The organism is Sorangium sp. So ce124, from assembly GCF_051525235.1.
Lineage (GTDB): Bacteria > Myxococcota_A > Polyangia > Polyangiales > Polyangiaceae > Sorangium > Sorangium atrum.
The window spans coordinates 10,760,253-10,774,780 of record NZ_CP150312.1 but is presented as its reverse complement, the minus strand read 5'-3'; the positions used below and the strand labels follow the sequence as shown (position 1 = coordinate 10,774,780).

Here is a 14,528-nt window from a genome sequence, read left to right as displayed (position 1 = left end):
CATCGAAGTGGAGGCGATCATGGAAGCCGAGATCGTATTGCCGAGGGAGCTGCCGTACTGGGGAGTCGATCTTTGCCCCGAGGACAGGCCCGGCGTCCCGAGAGAGGTGCCGCCGCGCCTCCTGGAGAGCGCGCACTGGCTCGAGCCCGAGCAGCAGCCGATCGAGGGGCTGGTGCTCAGACACCCAGGGCGCGCCCGTCCGACGCCGGTGTTCAGCACGGCCTTGCCGCCGAGAGGAGCGAGCGGGGTGCTGCGCCGCGTCGCCTACAAGGTCCCGGATCACCGGCTCTCCCACTGGGTCGCGCTGTTCATCGCGGATCGGGTCGACGTGATCGAGAGCCTCCCCCTCCTCTTCTTCAAGAGACTCGAGAGGCGGGCCGTCAGGGCAGGCAAGCTCAGGCGCCCGGCGTCGCAGCGCCCGTGACAGAGGCCCCCTGAGGTGGGTGTCGCCGTTCGTGGATCATAGCTCCGGGATGCTGAGCAGATCGGCGGCCTCGCCCATGCTGCGGACCAGGGAGCCCTCCACCGCGTCATCGCTCTCGCGCTGAACGAGCGAGAAGAGCTGGCCGAACGGGGTCTCGAGCTGCGCCGCCGTCGGATCCTCGGAGCTCCACAGGTCGGGCACCGGCGGCAGCGCGTCGCCGGGGAGCGCGGCGTACGCATCCTCGAGCCGCTCGAAGCCATCGAGGACCGCCTGATCGACCGCGGCGGCGTCGCCCTCTTTCGAGAGGAGCCAGCGCTGGAACGCCGTGTAGGTCAGCCTCCCGGCCGCCACGTTCGCGCGCATGTCGGCGAGGGTGTACTGCGCATAGCGGGACTCCTCCTCGCCCGTGGCGGCCTTCGCCACCTTCTCGACCTGCTCGCCGAGCGAGCCGATGACCCCCCGGAACGCCGACGGCGCGTCGAGCGCCAGCCCGCGAAAGTCGGATTGCATCTTCCTCGTGTCCGCCACCAGGCGGGCGCAGAGGCCGCGCTTGAACGCCTTGGCCTCAGCCTCGGTCGCGGGGAACGCCGCGGCGCGGTACCTGGCCCCGAGGCCCGACTCGAAGTCGACGACCGCAGGCGGAATGGCGTCGGACCAGAGGATCCGCTCGATGGCGTGGACGCCGGTCACCCCTTCGCCGTCGAACGGATCGGCGTCGGCGGCCGCCTCGATGAACGCGTCATACCGGGCGTCGGTGGACACATCGAGATCCCGGAAGAGGACCGCTATCGCGCCCTCGACGTGCTCATAGGCCCACCGCGCCTTCTTCCACTCGGCCTTCATCGCGTCGACGGCGTCCTTGTCGGCCGCCGCGCTCCATCCGTCCTCGTCCGGCTCGGGCGCAGCGGCCTGCAGCGCCGCCGCCGCGGAGGCGAGGTCGTCGAGGTTCGTCTGGATGAACGCCTTCACGTCGAGCACGGCCTGCTCCTCGTAGCCAGGGGCGGCGAGCGGCCCCTCGCCGTCGCTCCCGCACGCGGCGAGCGCGAACGAGGCGGCGACGGCAAGGCAGAGGGGAAGACGCGCGCGATGGATGACCATGGGGAAGAGCTCCTGTCTTGGGGCGCTCGGGAGGAGCGCGCAGAGTCGAACAGCGCCTCCTCAACGAGCCTTGTAAATGAACGCCATCCTGGCGAGGCACATCTCGTCGAACGCCGTATCCCCGAGGGACACGTCGACCGGGCTCGGCGTGTGTCGCTCTCTCAGCGCCGCCCGCAGATGGGGATTGTCCAGGGAATTGTCGTACGTGCACCTGATCTTCAGCGCGTCGCCCGGCGCGAGCCGCGGCAGATCGTCAATCGCGGCGTCAACCTGGTAGAGGCGCTGCCATGTGAGATCCCAGGACGGGTCCTGCAGCAAGCACTCCTCGGTCTCCTTACCGGAGGCCCCGCCCGCGTGCTCGATGTCGATCTTCACGTCGTTGCCGATGTAGTGCATGTGCGGGCCGACGCCGTAGACGTGGAGGTCCGGCGTCGGGTGACCGTTCATCGTGGCAGGCAGCGTGAAGCGCATCCGCTCGACGTGGTCGTGGGCGCCTGCCGGGATGCGGAAGGAGGCGCCTCGCTCGTCGTCCGGACCGGGCTGCAAGCCGTCGCCGTCCGCGAACTGGCGAGCGTAGTTGCCGACGAGCGCGAAGAGCAGCTCGTACTCGGGGCGCGACGGCGTGAAGCGCATCTGAAAGCGCGTGCTGTCCGGGGCCGCCGTCGCCCCGGCCGGGTGGTAATGGATCTGCATCACGAGCCGTGAGCCCGCCGGTATCGGGGCGCCCACGTTCGGTCCACCGTCGAAAGGCCGGCCGCCGGGCGCCCAGGCCGCGACGACGCCGCCCTCGACCCGTGGGCCTCCGAAGCACTCGTAGCTGCCGTCAGGGCCGGCGAGCGCCTCGCTCTCGCCGCGCTCGTCGAGGAACATCAACGCGTGGTGCACGATCTTCGAGTTTCCGACGAGGAAGCTCCACCCGTTCAGGTATCTCGTGTCCGAGAGCTTCGGATCCAGGACGAAGCAGCGAAACTGATCCGCCTCGCCGCTCGCGACGAACGGCGCCATCGGCGCCAGCTCCTGCTCCGCGCCGTGGAGCTCGTCCGCTCCCGACGCGAGGGGAGCCGGCGAGAGGGCCCGTTCCCCTTCCGGCGCCCCTCCTGCGCTCCACGCCTCGATCGTCACGATCTCCTCGCCGCTGAGCCGGAGATCAGCCTTCCAGCCATGGCGAGGCCTGCACTCGTCCGTCTCGAACGCGCCCCAGGGGGGCATCGTGCGCTCCCTCGTGACCTCGGCGATCAGCTCGGCGACGCTCTTCGCGTCCTCGTAGCTGCCCAGGCCGAACGGGGCGATCCCACCCGTGGAGTGGCAGCCCACGCAGCTACGCTGGAGGAGCGGCTCGATATCGGCGTGGAACGTCGGCGTCCCGCCGGCCGCGTCGGAGCCGCCGGCGCAGCCCGCAAGCGGAGCGGCGGTCAGGATCATCCGCAGGAGGGCGGCCCGTCGCGCGTTCACCGGGTCCTCACGGGTCATACACCTCGGCGTTGCACTCGATGGTGAGCCTCCCCGCGTCCTGCGTGCAGACCGGCGGGCTGTAGCAGTTTCCCACGCTCATGGATTCGGCGGCATCGCCGACGCAGTCGCACGAGGGCTCCGGCATGCAGGGGACAGGGATCGTGTGACAGAAGAGCTGCGGCGGCGGCTTGAACGGCTCTTCGTGGGGCTCGTCGAGGATCTCGCAGTACTGATCGGCCGATCTGCAGAAGTAGCTGCCGCAGGCGAAGGTCCCTGGAGGCGCGGCCGCAGGGGCGCACGTCTCGGCCGCGCCGATGCTCTGTCCTGACCGCTCCGCCTCGCAGGCGCTCGCGTAGGCGCGACCGTCGCAGGCGCAGACCTGCGTGTCGCTCTGACACGTCGTCGGTCGCAACAGGCATGCTCCGTCCTTCCCTCCACATGCCCCCGGCGGATAGTAACAGAACTCGTCTTCGGCGCAGATCGTCCCGCTGCACAGCGCCGCCTCTGCGGGGCTCGGCCCGCTTCCGGCGTCATCGGCTCCACATCCGGCGAGCGCCAGCGCAGAGCTCAACCACAGGAGCCCTCGGGCCACATACATGCACATGGACAGATTCATATCAGGTTCTCCTGTCCGCCCGCAGATCTACCGCGTCGAGCCTGTCAACGAGGAGAGGATCGAGTCGACAGGCTCTTCTATCGGCAGCGACGAGGGCAGCGGTGTGGAGATTGAGTGACGAGCTGAGCTGCTGTACTTCGGCGATGATCTGGCCCCGGCGTCGTGCTCGTCGACCAACTTGAATTCCCATGCAACGATAGCGCAACACAATCTCCATCACAAAAACAAGAGCCCTTGCAATAGGGTAGATTTTCCATCCAGGGGACAGATCTCTCGATCTTGACGGGAACGCCGTGAGCACGGAGCGCCGTGCGCCTGGTGGGGAAGGAACGTATTCCATGGAGACACAAGGAGATAGGGATCAGCAGAAGGAGCCTCGTAAGGCTCCCCTCGCGCGGATGTTCGGCCTCGTGATCGGCGCCATCGTGCTGGCGCTGTCCATGGGGACCGGGGTTTCGGCGTGCGCCGGCGCGGGCGGCGACGAGCGCGCGAACGACGATCCGCAGGGGGTTTACGACGGGCAGGAGGAGGAAGGCGCCCTCGAGCCGAGCGAGACGGCGTCAGCCGCGCTGAACGGAACGGTCTCGACGGATCCGAACCTCAAGATCGCCTTCATCGGGGACACGGGCACGGGGAGCAGCTTCACGAGCGTGCTGAACCTCGTGCTCAGCGAGGGCGCGGCGGCGGTCGTCGTCAACGGAGACATGTCGTACTCTGCCAACCCGACCACCTGGTGGAACCAGGTCGAGTCGGTCCTCGGCACGACGTTCCCCGTGTTCATCTCCCGCGGCAACCACGATGACTCCTCCTGGAGCGGCTATCTGCCCAAGGCGGCGAATCACCTCGGCGGCGCGACCCGGGTCGCCGGCGCGCACGACGCCAACTACAAGACCACCTTCCGCGGCCTCGTGCTCGTGACCGCCAAGAAGGGCGATAACGGGGCGACGCACATCACGCCGTTCCTCAACACGGACACGCATATCTGGAAGATCTGTCAGTGGCACCAGAATCAGGCGGCCATGCAGGTGGGCGGGAAGGGCGACGAGATGGGCTGGGACGTCTACGAGACGTGCCGGAAGCAGGGCGCGATCATCCAGACGGGACACGAGCACAGCTACGAGCGGACGAGGACGCTCACCAACATGACATCCCAGACCGTCGACCCCACGTGCAACGGCGCAGGGGTCCTCTGCGTCGGAGGAGATGGGACGAACGGGCGGACGTTCGTGACGGTCGCCGGCCTCGGCGGGAACAGCATCCGCACCCAGACGCGCTGCACACCGACGACGTTTCCGTACGGGTGCAGCAACACGTGGGGATTCATCTACACCTCGAACCAGAGCGCGAACTACGGTGCTCAGTTCATCACCTTCAACGTGGGCGGCAACCCCAAGGCGGCCACGGGTTACTTCAAGACGATCAGCGGGACGACCGCCGAGACGTTCTCGATCACCCATGACTGAGCGTTCCGGGCGATTCTCCCGATCGTAGCAGGGGTGCATGTTGCGCGAGCTCTCCCCCGGCCGCCGCGGGCTCATGGCCGTCGCCGCGCTGGCCGCCGCTTCCCACGCGACGGCCCTCGGCGGCGGCTACGTCTGGCTCGATCACGCGCACCTCCGTGAGGGGCGCGCGCTCGCGGCGCCCTCCGGCTGGCTCGGGCTGTTCACCCGGGGCTTCGCGGACACCAGCTTCTACCGGCCGCTCATGGCGCTGTCGCTCTCCATCGACGCGGCCGTGTCGAAGACGCCCGGCTTCTTCCACGCGGTCACGCTCGGCTGGCATGCGCTCGCGTCGGTCATGACCACCGTGGCGGCGCGCGCCCTCGGCCTCTCGCCCCGCGCGGCGCTGGCGGCAGGGCTGCTCTTCGCTGTGCATCCGACGACATCCCTGGTCGCTTCCGCGATCGCGTTCCGCTCGGAGGCGATGATAGCGGTCTTCCTCCTTGCGCTCGTCGCCGCGCACCAGGCGCAAAAGCCCGCTCTCGCAGCCGCGGCGCTCTTCGCCGGCGCGCTCACGAAGGAGACGGCGTGGCTGCTTGGTCCGCTGTTCGTCCTGGCGCTCTCCGCCGGGCGACATCGGGAGGGCGGCTCCCCGGCCGATGGGGGAGCCGCCCGGCACGCCGCGCCGCGCCCCCAGGCAACCACCGCCGACGGCGCGGCGCGCCTGCGCCTGCTCGCAGCGGAAGGCGTCGCGTTCGCGGCCGCGACCGGCCTCCGCCTGCTGTATGCGCCCCGCTTCCGGGCCCAGCATCCCGCGCTGCCGCTCGACGAGAGCGTCGGCACGAGGCTCGCTGCGCTCGGGAAGAGCGCCCTGGCGCTGGTCGTGCCGCTCGACCAGAGCATCTGCGATGCGTTCCGGATCACCCGCACGGCGAGCCTTTCGGCCCTCTTCGGCGCCGCCGTGCTCGGTGGCGTCGCCCTGCTCGCGTCACGACGGCGGGGCGTTGCATGGCTCTTCGCACTCTCCCTCCTTCCGTCGCTCCAGCTCGTGCCGATCATGCGCTGGTGGTCGCCCCATTACCTCTATGTGCCGCTTGCGTTCGGCGCGATGCTCCTCGCCCACGCAGCCGACCGCCACGGCCGGCGCCTGTGGGCGCTGGTCCTTGTCCTCGGCGTGCCGTTCACGGCGCTCTCGCTGCGCGAAGGACGAAGGTATGCGAGCGATGAGCGCCTCTGGGCGCCGGAGGTGAGCCGCGAGCCCGCGTGCCGCGAGGGGCAGTTCTTCCTCGGCGAGGTGGCTCGGGACGCCCGCGACTGGGAGGCGGCCGCGTCGCGGTACGAGCGAGCCGCGGCGCCCGACGCCGACCATCTCTCCTACGCCGATGAGCTCGCGGCGCTCCAGAACCTCGGCGCTGTGCGCTTCGCTCAAGAGCGGTGGGCCGACGCTCGCGCTGCGTGGACGTCCGCGCTCGAGCGCTCCGGCGACGATCGAGAGAAGCGCCAGATCACCCATAACCTCGCGGCCGTCGCGCTTCGCAGCGGTGACCCGGCAGAAGCGGCCAGACTGCTCGAGCCGGAGGCGAGCCGCAACGATGCGCTCCCCGAGTCGCTCCTCATTCGAGCCAGGGCATTGCACGATCTCGACCGCGAGGGCGAGGCTGTCGAGCTCGTGAAGAGGCTCCAAGGCATGGCGCAAAAGCGCGCCCGCGCCCGGTGAGCCGCTCGGACCCGCCACATGCGCAGGCTGCACAGGCGTGGTGCGGATCTGCTCTCAGGACTGCGACGGCGGAGCCCCGGAAGGCCTCCCGCTGCCGCGCTCGGCAAGGCGCCCTCGTGCCGATCGAGCGTGGCACACGCGATGCCGGGCCGGACCTGGGCCTCCAGGGCCATGACGAGAGGAGCCGAGCTCATGCGCGCTGGATGGATGGATGGTGAAGGCCAGGAGAGCTCGGGCACGCGGCGCGTGAGGTCCGGCGCCGCCGAGCAGGCGGCATGAAGGCCGCCGACGCGCTCGTGCTCTTCGGAGCGACAGGCGACCTGGCCTTCAAGAAGATCTTCCCGGCGCTGGCCGGGCTGATCCGCCGGCGCAAGCTGGACGTGCCCCTCATCGGCGTGGCCAAGAGCCCGTGGAGCATCGAGCAGCTCTACGCCCGCGTCCGCGAGAGCCTCGAGCGGGCGGGCGTGTTCGAGGCCGGCGTCCATCGCGAGCTGTGCGCGCGGCTCTCGTACGTGAGCGGGGATTACGCCGATCCGGCGACGTTCCACCGCCTGCGCGAGCGACTCGGCACCGCCCAGCGGCCGCTCCACTACATGGCCGTGCCGCCCGCCCTGTTCGAAGAGGTCGTCAAGGCGCTCGACCGCTCCGGGTGCGTGCGGCGAGGGCGGCTCGTCGTCGAGAAGCCGTTCGGCCAGGATCTGGAGTCCGCTCGCGCGCTCTACCGCACGCTCGCGAGCGTCTTTCCGGAAGAGGAGATCTACCGGATCGACCACTTCCTCGGCAAAGAGCCGGTCCAGAACATCGTTTACTTCCGCTTCGCGAACGCGCTGCTCGAGCCGGTATGGAACTCCCACCATGTCGAGAGCGTCCAGATCACCATGGCCGAGAGGTTCGGCATCGAGGGCCGCGGCCGGTTCTACGACGCGACCGGGTGCATCCGTGACGTCCTGCAAAACCATCTCCTGCAGGTGCTCGCGTGCCTCGCCATGGATCCACCCCCGTCCGGCGACGCCGACGCCGTGCGTGCGGAGCGCGTCCGGCTGCTGCGGGCCATCACGCCGCTCGATCCGGCGCACGTCGTCCGCGGTCAATACAACGGGTACCGCGGCGAGCCGGGCGTCGCGCCGGGGTCGCAGGTCGAGACGTTCTGCGCCGCGCGGCTCCGCATCCACACATGGCGCTGGGCGGGCGTGCCGTTCTGCATCCGCGCTGGCAAGCGCCTCGCCGTCACGGCGACCGAGGTGCTCGTCCTGCTGCGGCGGCCTCCGCACGCCGTGTTCGAGGACGTCGGGCGCGGGGCTCCAGACTACGTGCGCATCCGGCTCGCCCCTGCGCCGGAGCTCGCCGTCGGCGTGCGGATCAAGGCGCCTGGCGAGCTGATGGCCGGACAGCCGACCGAGCTGCTCGTGGCGAGCGACCTGTCCGAGGCGCTGGCGCCCTACGAGCGGCTCCTCGGCGATGCGCTCGCAGGCGATCCGACCCTGTTCGCGAGCCAGGCCGAAGTGGAGGCGCAATGGGCCGTTGTCGATCCGGTCCTGGACGAGGCCACTCCGCTCTCGCCCTATGAGCCGGGCAGCTGGGGCCCAGCCGAAGCCGACCGCCTCGTCGCCGACCTCGGCGGGTGGCGTACACCGACCGTGGCCACCCCGCTGGCGAGGAGAGCCGCATGACAGGGATTCGCGTGCTGCTCGCCGACGTGGACGGCGCGCTCCTCACGCCCGAGGGCGTGCTCACCCCCAGGGCGGAGCAGGCGGTGAGTCGGCTCCGCGACGCCGGCGTCGACCTCGCGCTGATGAGCAGGCGCTCGCCGCGCGGCCTGCGCGGCCTGCTCGGGCGGCTGGCGATCGCGACGCCCGTCGCCGCGTTCGGCGGCGCCATGCTGGTGCGGCCGGATCTCTCCGTGATCGAGCAGCACCCGATGGACAACGGCGCGGCCGCGGTCGTCATCGCGACCCTGGAGCGACACGGCGCCGCGGTCTGGGTCTACCAGGGCGATGACTGGCTGGTGCGCCGCGCCGACGCGCCGCACGTCGCGCGCGAGCAGGCGGTCGTGCAGTGTGTCCCCAGGGTCGTCGAGCGCTGGGAAGGCGTCGTGGACAGCGCGGTCAAGATCGTCGGCGTCAGCGACGACGCCGAGGTGCTGGAGCGCGGTGAGTCGGACCTCCGGGGGGCCTGCGCGTTCTTCTCGGCGTCACGCCCCGTCCCTCATTGCATCGAGGTGATGCACCCGCGGGCCAACTCCGGAGAGGTCGCGAGGGCCCTCTCGGCGCGCCTCGGCGTCCCCGGCGCAGCCATGGCCACGATCGGCGAGCTGCCCGACCATGTGCTCATGTTCCGGGAGAGCGGGCTCAGCATCGCCATGGGGCAGGCGCGCGCCGTCGTGCAGCGACAAGCCGACTTCATCACGCTGTCGAACGCCGACGAGGGCTTCGCGCACGCCGTCGAGACCTGGCTGCTCGCCACGAGCGGTGGTGGCCAGTGAGGGACGAGCGTCAGGCGCGGTCTCCGGCCCGGGGCGCCTTTCACATGCTGGCCACCGGCCGCTGTCGCGCGCTGGACCCGATCAGCAGCATCGACATGCCGCTGACGAGGACGTTGACGCCGACGAGCAGCCCGATCGCCCACGCCGCGGTGCTGGGCCAGCGCCACCAGATCAGGACCCCGAGCGCCAGCGCGAGCAGCCCGTCGAACAGGAGCCAACCCCAGCCGGGCATCTCGCGGTGCTGGAGCGCGCGGACGATCTTGAGGAAGCCTTCCGCGAAGAAGAACGCCGCGAGGATCAAGGTCAGCGTGACCGTGCCCGTCACCGGGAAGGCCACGATCAGGACGCCCGCGGCGAGCTGGATCAGGGCGCCCGCGAGCGACCAGGCGGAGTTGGCCCATCGCCGGTGCTGGATGGCGTGGACGCCCTGAAAGAGGCCGCTCGCCACGAGCACGCCCCCGATGGCGACCGCCGTGACCAGCGAGGCGATCACGGGCATGAGGATCGCGAGAGCGCCAAGCACCAGAAGGGCGATGCCGAGCCCGATGAACGAGCCGCGGTTCTCCCGCAAGGTATGGGGCTCGACCAGTTGCAACCCGAAGCTCGTCGTGTGAACAGGGTCCTCCCAGCGATCAGCCATGTGTGTACCCTCCTCTTCCCGGAGCTGGAGTTTCGCCGTAATCGTGAACCGTAACCGTAAATGGAAGCCCAGCGCCTCACCGGCGCGTCTGCTCGCCGCAACGAGCGCCACGCGCTCCGCCGAGAGCGCATGAGTCGGGCGGGGCACGGCAGGGGTCGGGCCACGGCGAACAAGGTGCCGTCCCCGAGCGGTGTCAAGTGACCCCAGAGCGGCCGGTCTCGCGCTCCCGTGATCGGGTTGCTCACCCCCCGCACGCCCAGGGGATGGCGGACGGCCCTCTCCGCGGCGTGGTTCTACCAAGAATCGGCGCGGCCGGGCCGCTCGGCCGGCGAGCCAACGCAGGAGCGCCCGCCCGCGTTCACTCGTACCACGTCGGCACGATCTCCCGCACCTCGGGCAGCGCGGCGATACGACAGACCTGGTCCCATGCCGCGTCCTCGAGCGCGCCATGGCGCGCGGTGCACTCGGCATCTCCCGTGGGGAAGAAGTACAGGGTCTCTTTCGACACATCGCACCTGGCGCGCCCGCCCGACGAGCCGGCCCGGATCGTTGGCGCGATGCCCCGCACGCGCGCGAGGAGCGCCGCGTCGCCCGACGGCAGGCAGAACTCCAGGGATCCATCGTTCACGCACCCCGTGTCCCTGGTGAACGCGAGCTTCTGGGTCGGGCACGACGGCGCAGGGGGCGGAGGCCCCTCGACGACCCCGTCCCCCGGCATGGACGGCGGCGCGGAGGTACAGCTCGCCAAGCACGCTATCAGCCAACGAGAGATCGCGAATCGTCGCATGGATCCACTCCCCATGTGCGCGAGCGGCGCACCTGCAGCCGATATCGCACAGACGTTGGTTCTGTCAACCCGGAGGTCCTGCAGTTTGGGCTTGACGTCCCCAGGACGTTTCGGTGTGCTTTCCCACGGTTTCGGCGGGCTTCAACCTCGACGACCTCGGGCTGGTGCAAGGATGAACGTGCGGCTCCTCCTCTCGCTGTCTGCGCTGGGCGCTCCGCTGCTCGTTGCGACGAGCGGCTGGGCAAAGGACTACTACGTGGCCCCGGCGCCCGCCGGCAACGACGCGAACGCCGGCAGCGAAGACGCGCCGTTCGCGTCGATGGCCAAAGCGCAGAGCGTGGCCATGGCCGGCGACGTCTTCTACTTCAAGGGCGGCACGTACGCGTACAGGGAGGGCACCACCACCTGCTCGAGCGGGACGGCGACCATCAGCGGTGTGGTGCTGAACAAGAGCGGCAGCGCCGGCAATCTCATCAGGTACTGGGCCGCGCCCGGCGAGAAGCCCGTCTTCGATTTCGACGGCATCAGGGATTCCTGCCGTATCAAGGGCATCCTCGTGTCCGGCAATTACATTCACCTCAAGGGGCTCGAGATCAGGGGCGTTCGCCAGAACAACAACCTGAACCACGAGTCCTGGGGAGTGTGGAACCAGGGGAGCAACAACATCTTCGAGGCGCTCGACGTCCACCACATCATGGGCGCCGGCATCTTCATCCAGCGCGGCAGCAACAACCTCGTGCTCAACTGCGACTCGCACGACAACTTCGACGAGCTCACGTCGAACGGCGCGGGCGAGAGCGCGGACGGCTTCGGCTGTCACGTCGGCGCCCGGGAGACGGGCAACGTATTTCGAGGCTGCCGCGCCTGGTGGAACGCGGACGACGGCTACGATTTCATCAACTCCGGCGCAGCCTGCCTCGTCGAGGACTCGTGGGCCTGGTACAACGGCTACAAGCCGGGGACGCAGACCGGCATCGGCAACGGCAACGGCTTCAAGGGCGGCGGCTACGGCGCCGATCCGGCGAAATTTCCGGCCGAGCCCGCGGCGCACACGGTGCAAAACTGCCTCGCCGCCTTCAACAGGGCGGCAGGGTTTTACGCGAACCACCACCCGAGCACGCTCTACTTCTACAACAACACCTCGTACGGCAATCGCCCCGACTTCAACATGCTCGGGATGGATTCGAACGGGAACGACATCACCGTCGGGGTTTACCGGAACAACCTGGCGTTCGGCGGGACGCTGTTCTCGAACCGCAACGGCGCCGACGACGCGAACAACTCCTGGACGGCGGGTGGTGTCACGGTCTCGAACGCGGACTTTCAGAACCCGTCCGAGATGGGGCTGGAAGCTCCGCGACAGGCCGACGGAAGCTTGCCCGTCCTCACGAATTTCCGCCTCGCGCCGGACAGCGACGCCATCGACAAGGGCGTCGACGTCGGGCTGCCCTACGCAGGCTCCGCTCCGGATCTTGGCTGCTTCGAGACGGGGCTGGTCGAGGCCGCGGGGGCTTCCGGCGCTGGCGGAGCGGGGGGCGCCGGCGCGGGCAGCGGCGGCACCGCGGATACGGGGTCGGGCGGCGCAAGCGCAAGCGCAAGCGAAGGAGCCACGAGCGGAGGAGCGACGAGCGGCGACGCAACCAGCGGCGGCACGACGAGCGTCGGTGGCGGCGGAACCTCGGGCACGGGCGGCGGTGGCACCAGTCCGAGCAGCGCCGACGACTCAGCCGGCTGCGCGTGCAGCACAGCTGGCGGACACCGGCCGGGTGCAGCGAGCTTCGCGCTCCTCCACCTCGTGCTGTGGGCCTTCGCAACGCGCCGGAAGCGCCGAGTCCCAGCCATCGCAATGAACCCGAGCTCCAAGCCCCCGCTCCAGACCCGACGCGGCCATCTGTGGCGCCTCCTGTCGGCCGCGAGCGTGTTGTTGGCGAGTGCGGCCTGTTCTGACGGCGGCGCGGCTGACACAGACACTTCAGGGAGCGGCGGGGCTCAGACGAGCGCCGGCAGTGCGGGCGCAGGCGGAACCGTCGCGACGGGTGGCACGACTGCGTCCGGCGGTGGCGCCACGGGCTCGGGCGGCGACGGAGCTGGGGGCGCCAGCGGGGGCGCCACCACGGGGACGGGCAGCGACGGAGCTGGGGGCGCCACAACGGGGACGGGCGGCGGATCGGGAAGCGGCGGAGCGCCCACGATCGACCCCGATGCGCTCTTCGCGGCTCCGGATGGCTCGGCGGACGCGTCGGGAACGAGGAGCGATCCCATGACCCTGGCCGCCGCCCTCCTTCAGGCGGATGCGGGCGACACCATTTACCTGCGCGGGGGCACCTACGCGCTCAAGACGACCCTCAGCCTGGCCAAGGACGGCATGAGCGGCGCAACCATCGAGCTGCGCGCCTACCCCCTGGACAGCGAACGCCCCTTGCTCGACTTTTCCGCCATGGCGGAGAGCTCCAGCAATCGCGGGCTCGTCTTGTCCGGCGACCACTGGCACATCTACGGCATCGATGTTCTCCGAGCCGGCGACAACGGCATGTTCGTCAGCGGTTCGCACAACGTGATCGAATACTCCACGTTCGCCGAATGCGCCGACACCGGACTCCAGCTGGGCGGAGGGGCGGCCGACAACCTGGTGCTCAACTGCGACTCGTATTTCAACGCCGATTCCAGCCTGGAGAACGCCGACGGCTTCGCCGCCAAGCTCGACGTGGGCACAGGCAACAAGTTCGTGGGCTGCCGCGCCTGGAACAACCTCGACGACGGCTGGGACGGCTACCTGCGCCCTGCAGACAACGTCACGACGACCTACGACGACTGCTGGGCCATCGACAACGGGAAGCTCAAGAATGGCTCGGTCGGCGCGGGCGACGGCAACGGCTTCAAGTCAGGCGGCAGCGACGGCAAAGATCTGCGCCACAACGCCGTCTACACGCGGTGCATCGCCGCGGGGAACGTCAACGACGGCTTCGACCATAACAGCAATCGCGGCAGCGTCACGATCCTGAACAGCGCGGCGCACGCCAATGGCAGCAACATCAACTTCAGCACCTCCAGCATCGCGGCCTCGTTGACCATCAGAAACACGATCTCTCTGGGGACGAACGGGTCACTGTCGGCGACGACCACGAACATCACCAACAACAGCTGGCAAGGTGGACTGTCGGCCACGAGCGGCGACTTCGTGAGCGTCGACACGAGCCTGCTCAAGGGCCCCCGCAAGGCCGATGGCAGCTTGCCGGACATCGACTACCTGAAGCTGGTGCCTGGCAGCGATCTCCGCGATGCGGGCATCGACGTAGGCGCGGAGTACAACGGAGCCGCGCCGGATCTCGGCCCCTTCGAGAGCGGAGAGTAGTCCCACCAGCACAGGCGCGTGAGCCAATGTGCTTGGCGCCCTGAATCCATCAAGCCGGCTTCTTGCCGAGCGCGAGCCCGATCCCGACCGCGGCCGCGCCGATCACGAACGGCAGGGCGCCCATCGAGGCGCCGATGGTCACGCACTGATTGGCCTCCTCCGTGCCGACGCGCCGGATCATCTCGCGCTGCGCGGCGTCGATCTCGACGCCGGGATAGCCAAGCGCCTCCTCCACGCGGGCGAGCCCCATGGAGCGGCCGAGCAGCCCGACCGAGACGGCGCCGAGCCCCAGAAGCACGGCGACAGCGCCCGGGATCCAGGCAAAGCCGCGCGCCTTCGTCGCCAGCATCGCCGTCCCCACAAGGCCGGTCCCGATGCCGGCCGTCCCGGCCAGGAGGGCGAGCCACGCTGCCCACCCGCAGGCCTTGAACGCTTCCAAGACGCTGTGCATGCTGTCCCACTAGCGCAGCGCCGGCCCGGAGAGAAGCTCAGGGGGCCGTGCGCCCCGCGCGCCAGGGGCG

General features: G+C 69.7%; 12 protein-coding genes. 6 read left to right on the top strand and 6 right to left on the bottom strand.

The genetic code is table 11. The features are described 5' to 3' along the window. Positions 1 to 19 precede the first annotated feature (19 nt). On the top strand, positions 20 to 424 hold the full coding sequence (locus tag WMF19_RS40515; protein ID WP_437895268.1) for a hypothetical protein: 405 nt from the start codon (positions 20 to 22) through the stop codon (positions 422 to 424). Positions 425 to 460: 36 nt separating this feature from the next. Here WMF19_RS40515 and WMF19_RS40510 read toward each other — a convergent pair whose 3' ends face one another. Genes WMF19_RS40510 through WMF19_RS40500 form a run of 3 tightly spaced genes read right to left on the bottom strand, consistent with a single transcriptional unit; the run spans position 461 to position 3,590 of the window. Next, entirely contained in the window at positions 461 to 1,522 is a 1,062-nt protein-coding gene (locus WMF19_RS40510) for an imelysin family protein (RefSeq protein ID WP_437895267.1), read from the bottom strand. A gap of 60 nt (positions 1,523 to 1,582) precedes the next feature. Next, positions 1,583 to 2,992 (bottom strand): hypothetical protein, encoded by a 1,410-nt coding sequence (locus WMF19_RS40505; RefSeq protein WP_437895266.1) that lies wholly within the window; start codon positions 2,990 to 2,992, stop codon positions 1,583 to 1,585. Continuing rightward, positions 2,982 to 3,590, bottom strand: coding sequence for a hypothetical protein (locus WMF19_RS40500; RefSeq protein WP_437895265.1), 609 nt, complete (start codon positions 3,588 to 3,590; stop codon positions 2,982 to 2,984). Before WMF19_RS40500 ends, WMF19_RS40505 begins: the two co-directional genes overlap by 11 nt. 338 nt (positions 3,591 to 3,928) lie before the next feature. Here WMF19_RS40500 and WMF19_RS40495 point away from each other — a divergent pair, with 338 nt between their 5' ends. The 4 genes from WMF19_RS40495 (at position 3,929) to WMF19_RS40480 (ending at position 9,228) form a co-directional block, all read left to right on the top strand. After that, entirely contained in the window at positions 3,929 to 5,053 is a 1,125-nt protein-coding gene (locus WMF19_RS40495) for a metallophosphoesterase (RefSeq protein WP_437895264.1), read from the top strand. A 37-nt stretch (positions 5,054 to 5,090) separates the two neighbouring features. Continuing rightward, positions 5,091 to 6,746: a tetratricopeptide repeat protein gene (locus tag WMF19_RS40490; RefSeq protein WP_437895263.1), complete on the top strand. Its 1,656-nt coding sequence runs from the start codon at positions 5,091 to 5,093 to the stop codon at positions 6,744 to 6,746. A gap of 275 nt (positions 6,747 to 7,021) precedes the next feature. Continuing rightward, entirely contained in the window at positions 7,022 to 8,416 is a 1,395-nt protein-coding gene (gene zwf, locus WMF19_RS40485) for a glucose-6-phosphate dehydrogenase (protein WP_437895262.1), read from the top strand. After that, positions 8,413 to 9,228 carry an HAD hydrolase family protein gene (locus tag WMF19_RS40480; protein WP_437895261.1) on the top strand — a complete coding sequence of 272 codons (816 nt, stop codon included), beginning with the start codon at positions 8,413 to 8,415 and terminating at the stop codon, positions 9,226 to 9,228. The genes zwf and WMF19_RS40480 overlap by 4 nt, the downstream gene beginning before the upstream one ends. Positions 9,229 to 9,268: 40 nt before the next feature. Here the strand turns inward: WMF19_RS40480 and WMF19_RS40475 are convergent, their stop codons facing one another. After that, positions 9,269 to 9,979, bottom strand: coding sequence for an HdeD family acid-resistance protein (locus tag WMF19_RS40475; protein ID WP_437324871.1), 711 nt, complete (start codon positions 9,977 to 9,979; stop codon positions 9,269 to 9,271). Positions 9,980 to 10,226: 247 nt separating this feature from the next. After that, the gene (locus tag WMF19_RS40470; RefSeq protein ID WP_272104191.1) at positions 10,227 to 10,616 is read right to left on the bottom strand and encodes a hypothetical protein; all 390 of its coding nucleotides are present in this window, start codon (positions 10,614 to 10,616) and stop codon (positions 10,227 to 10,229) included. A 217-nt stretch (positions 10,617 to 10,833) separates the two neighbouring features. Between WMF19_RS40470 and WMF19_RS40465 the strand changes: the two genes are divergently transcribed. After that, the gene (locus tag WMF19_RS40465; RefSeq protein ID WP_437895260.1) at positions 10,834 to 14,007 is read left to right on the top strand and encodes a right-handed parallel beta-helix repeat-containing protein; all 3,174 of its coding nucleotides are present in this window, start codon (positions 10,834 to 10,836) and stop codon (positions 14,005 to 14,007) included. Between the two features lie 49 nt (positions 14,008 to 14,056). On the opposite strand, the gene WMF19_RS40460 is transcribed toward WMF19_RS40465, so the two are convergent. Next, complete coding sequence (locus tag WMF19_RS40460; RefSeq protein ID WP_437895259.1) at positions 14,057 to 14,458, bottom strand: hypothetical protein; 402 nt, start codon at positions 14,456 to 14,458, stop codon at positions 14,057 to 14,059. Between the last annotated feature and the right edge of the window lie 70 nt (positions 14,459 to 14,528).

Bases quoted from the DNA above. Each gene is read 5' to 3' on its own strand.
- zwf (WP_437895262.1), top strand. From the start codon at position 7,022: ATGAAGGCCGCCGACGCGCTCGTGCTCTTCGGAGCGACAGGCGACCTG.
- WMF19_RS40495 (WP_437895264.1), top strand. From the start codon at position 3,929: ATGGAGACACAAGGAGATAGGGATCAGCAGAAGGAGCCTCGTAAGGCT.
- WMF19_RS40510 (WP_437895267.1), bottom strand. From the start codon at position 1,522: ATGGTCATCCATCGCGCGCGTCTTCCCCTCTGCCTTGCCGTCGCCGCC.
- WMF19_RS40505 (WP_437895266.1), bottom strand. From the start codon at position 2,992: ATGACCCGTGAGGACCCGGTGAACGCGCGACGGGCCGCCCTCCTGCGG.
- WMF19_RS40490 (WP_437895263.1), top strand. From the start codon at position 5,091: ATGTTGCGCGAGCTCTCCCCCGGCCGCCGCGGGCTCATGGCCGTCGCC.
- WMF19_RS40515 (WP_437895268.1), top strand. From the start codon at position 20: ATGGAAGCCGAGATCGTATTGCCGAGGGAGCTGCCGTACTGGGGAGTC.
- WMF19_RS40460 (WP_437895259.1), bottom strand. From the start codon at position 14,458: ATGCACAGCGTCTTGGAAGCGTTCAAGGCCTGCGGGTGGGCAGCGTGG.
- WMF19_RS40480 (WP_437895261.1), top strand. From the start codon at position 8,413: ATGACAGGGATTCGCGTGCTGCTCGCCGACGTGGACGGCGCGCTCCTC.
- WMF19_RS40500 (WP_437895265.1), bottom strand. From the start codon at position 3,590: ATGAATCTGTCCATGTGCATGTATGTGGCCCGAGGGCTCCTGTGGTTG.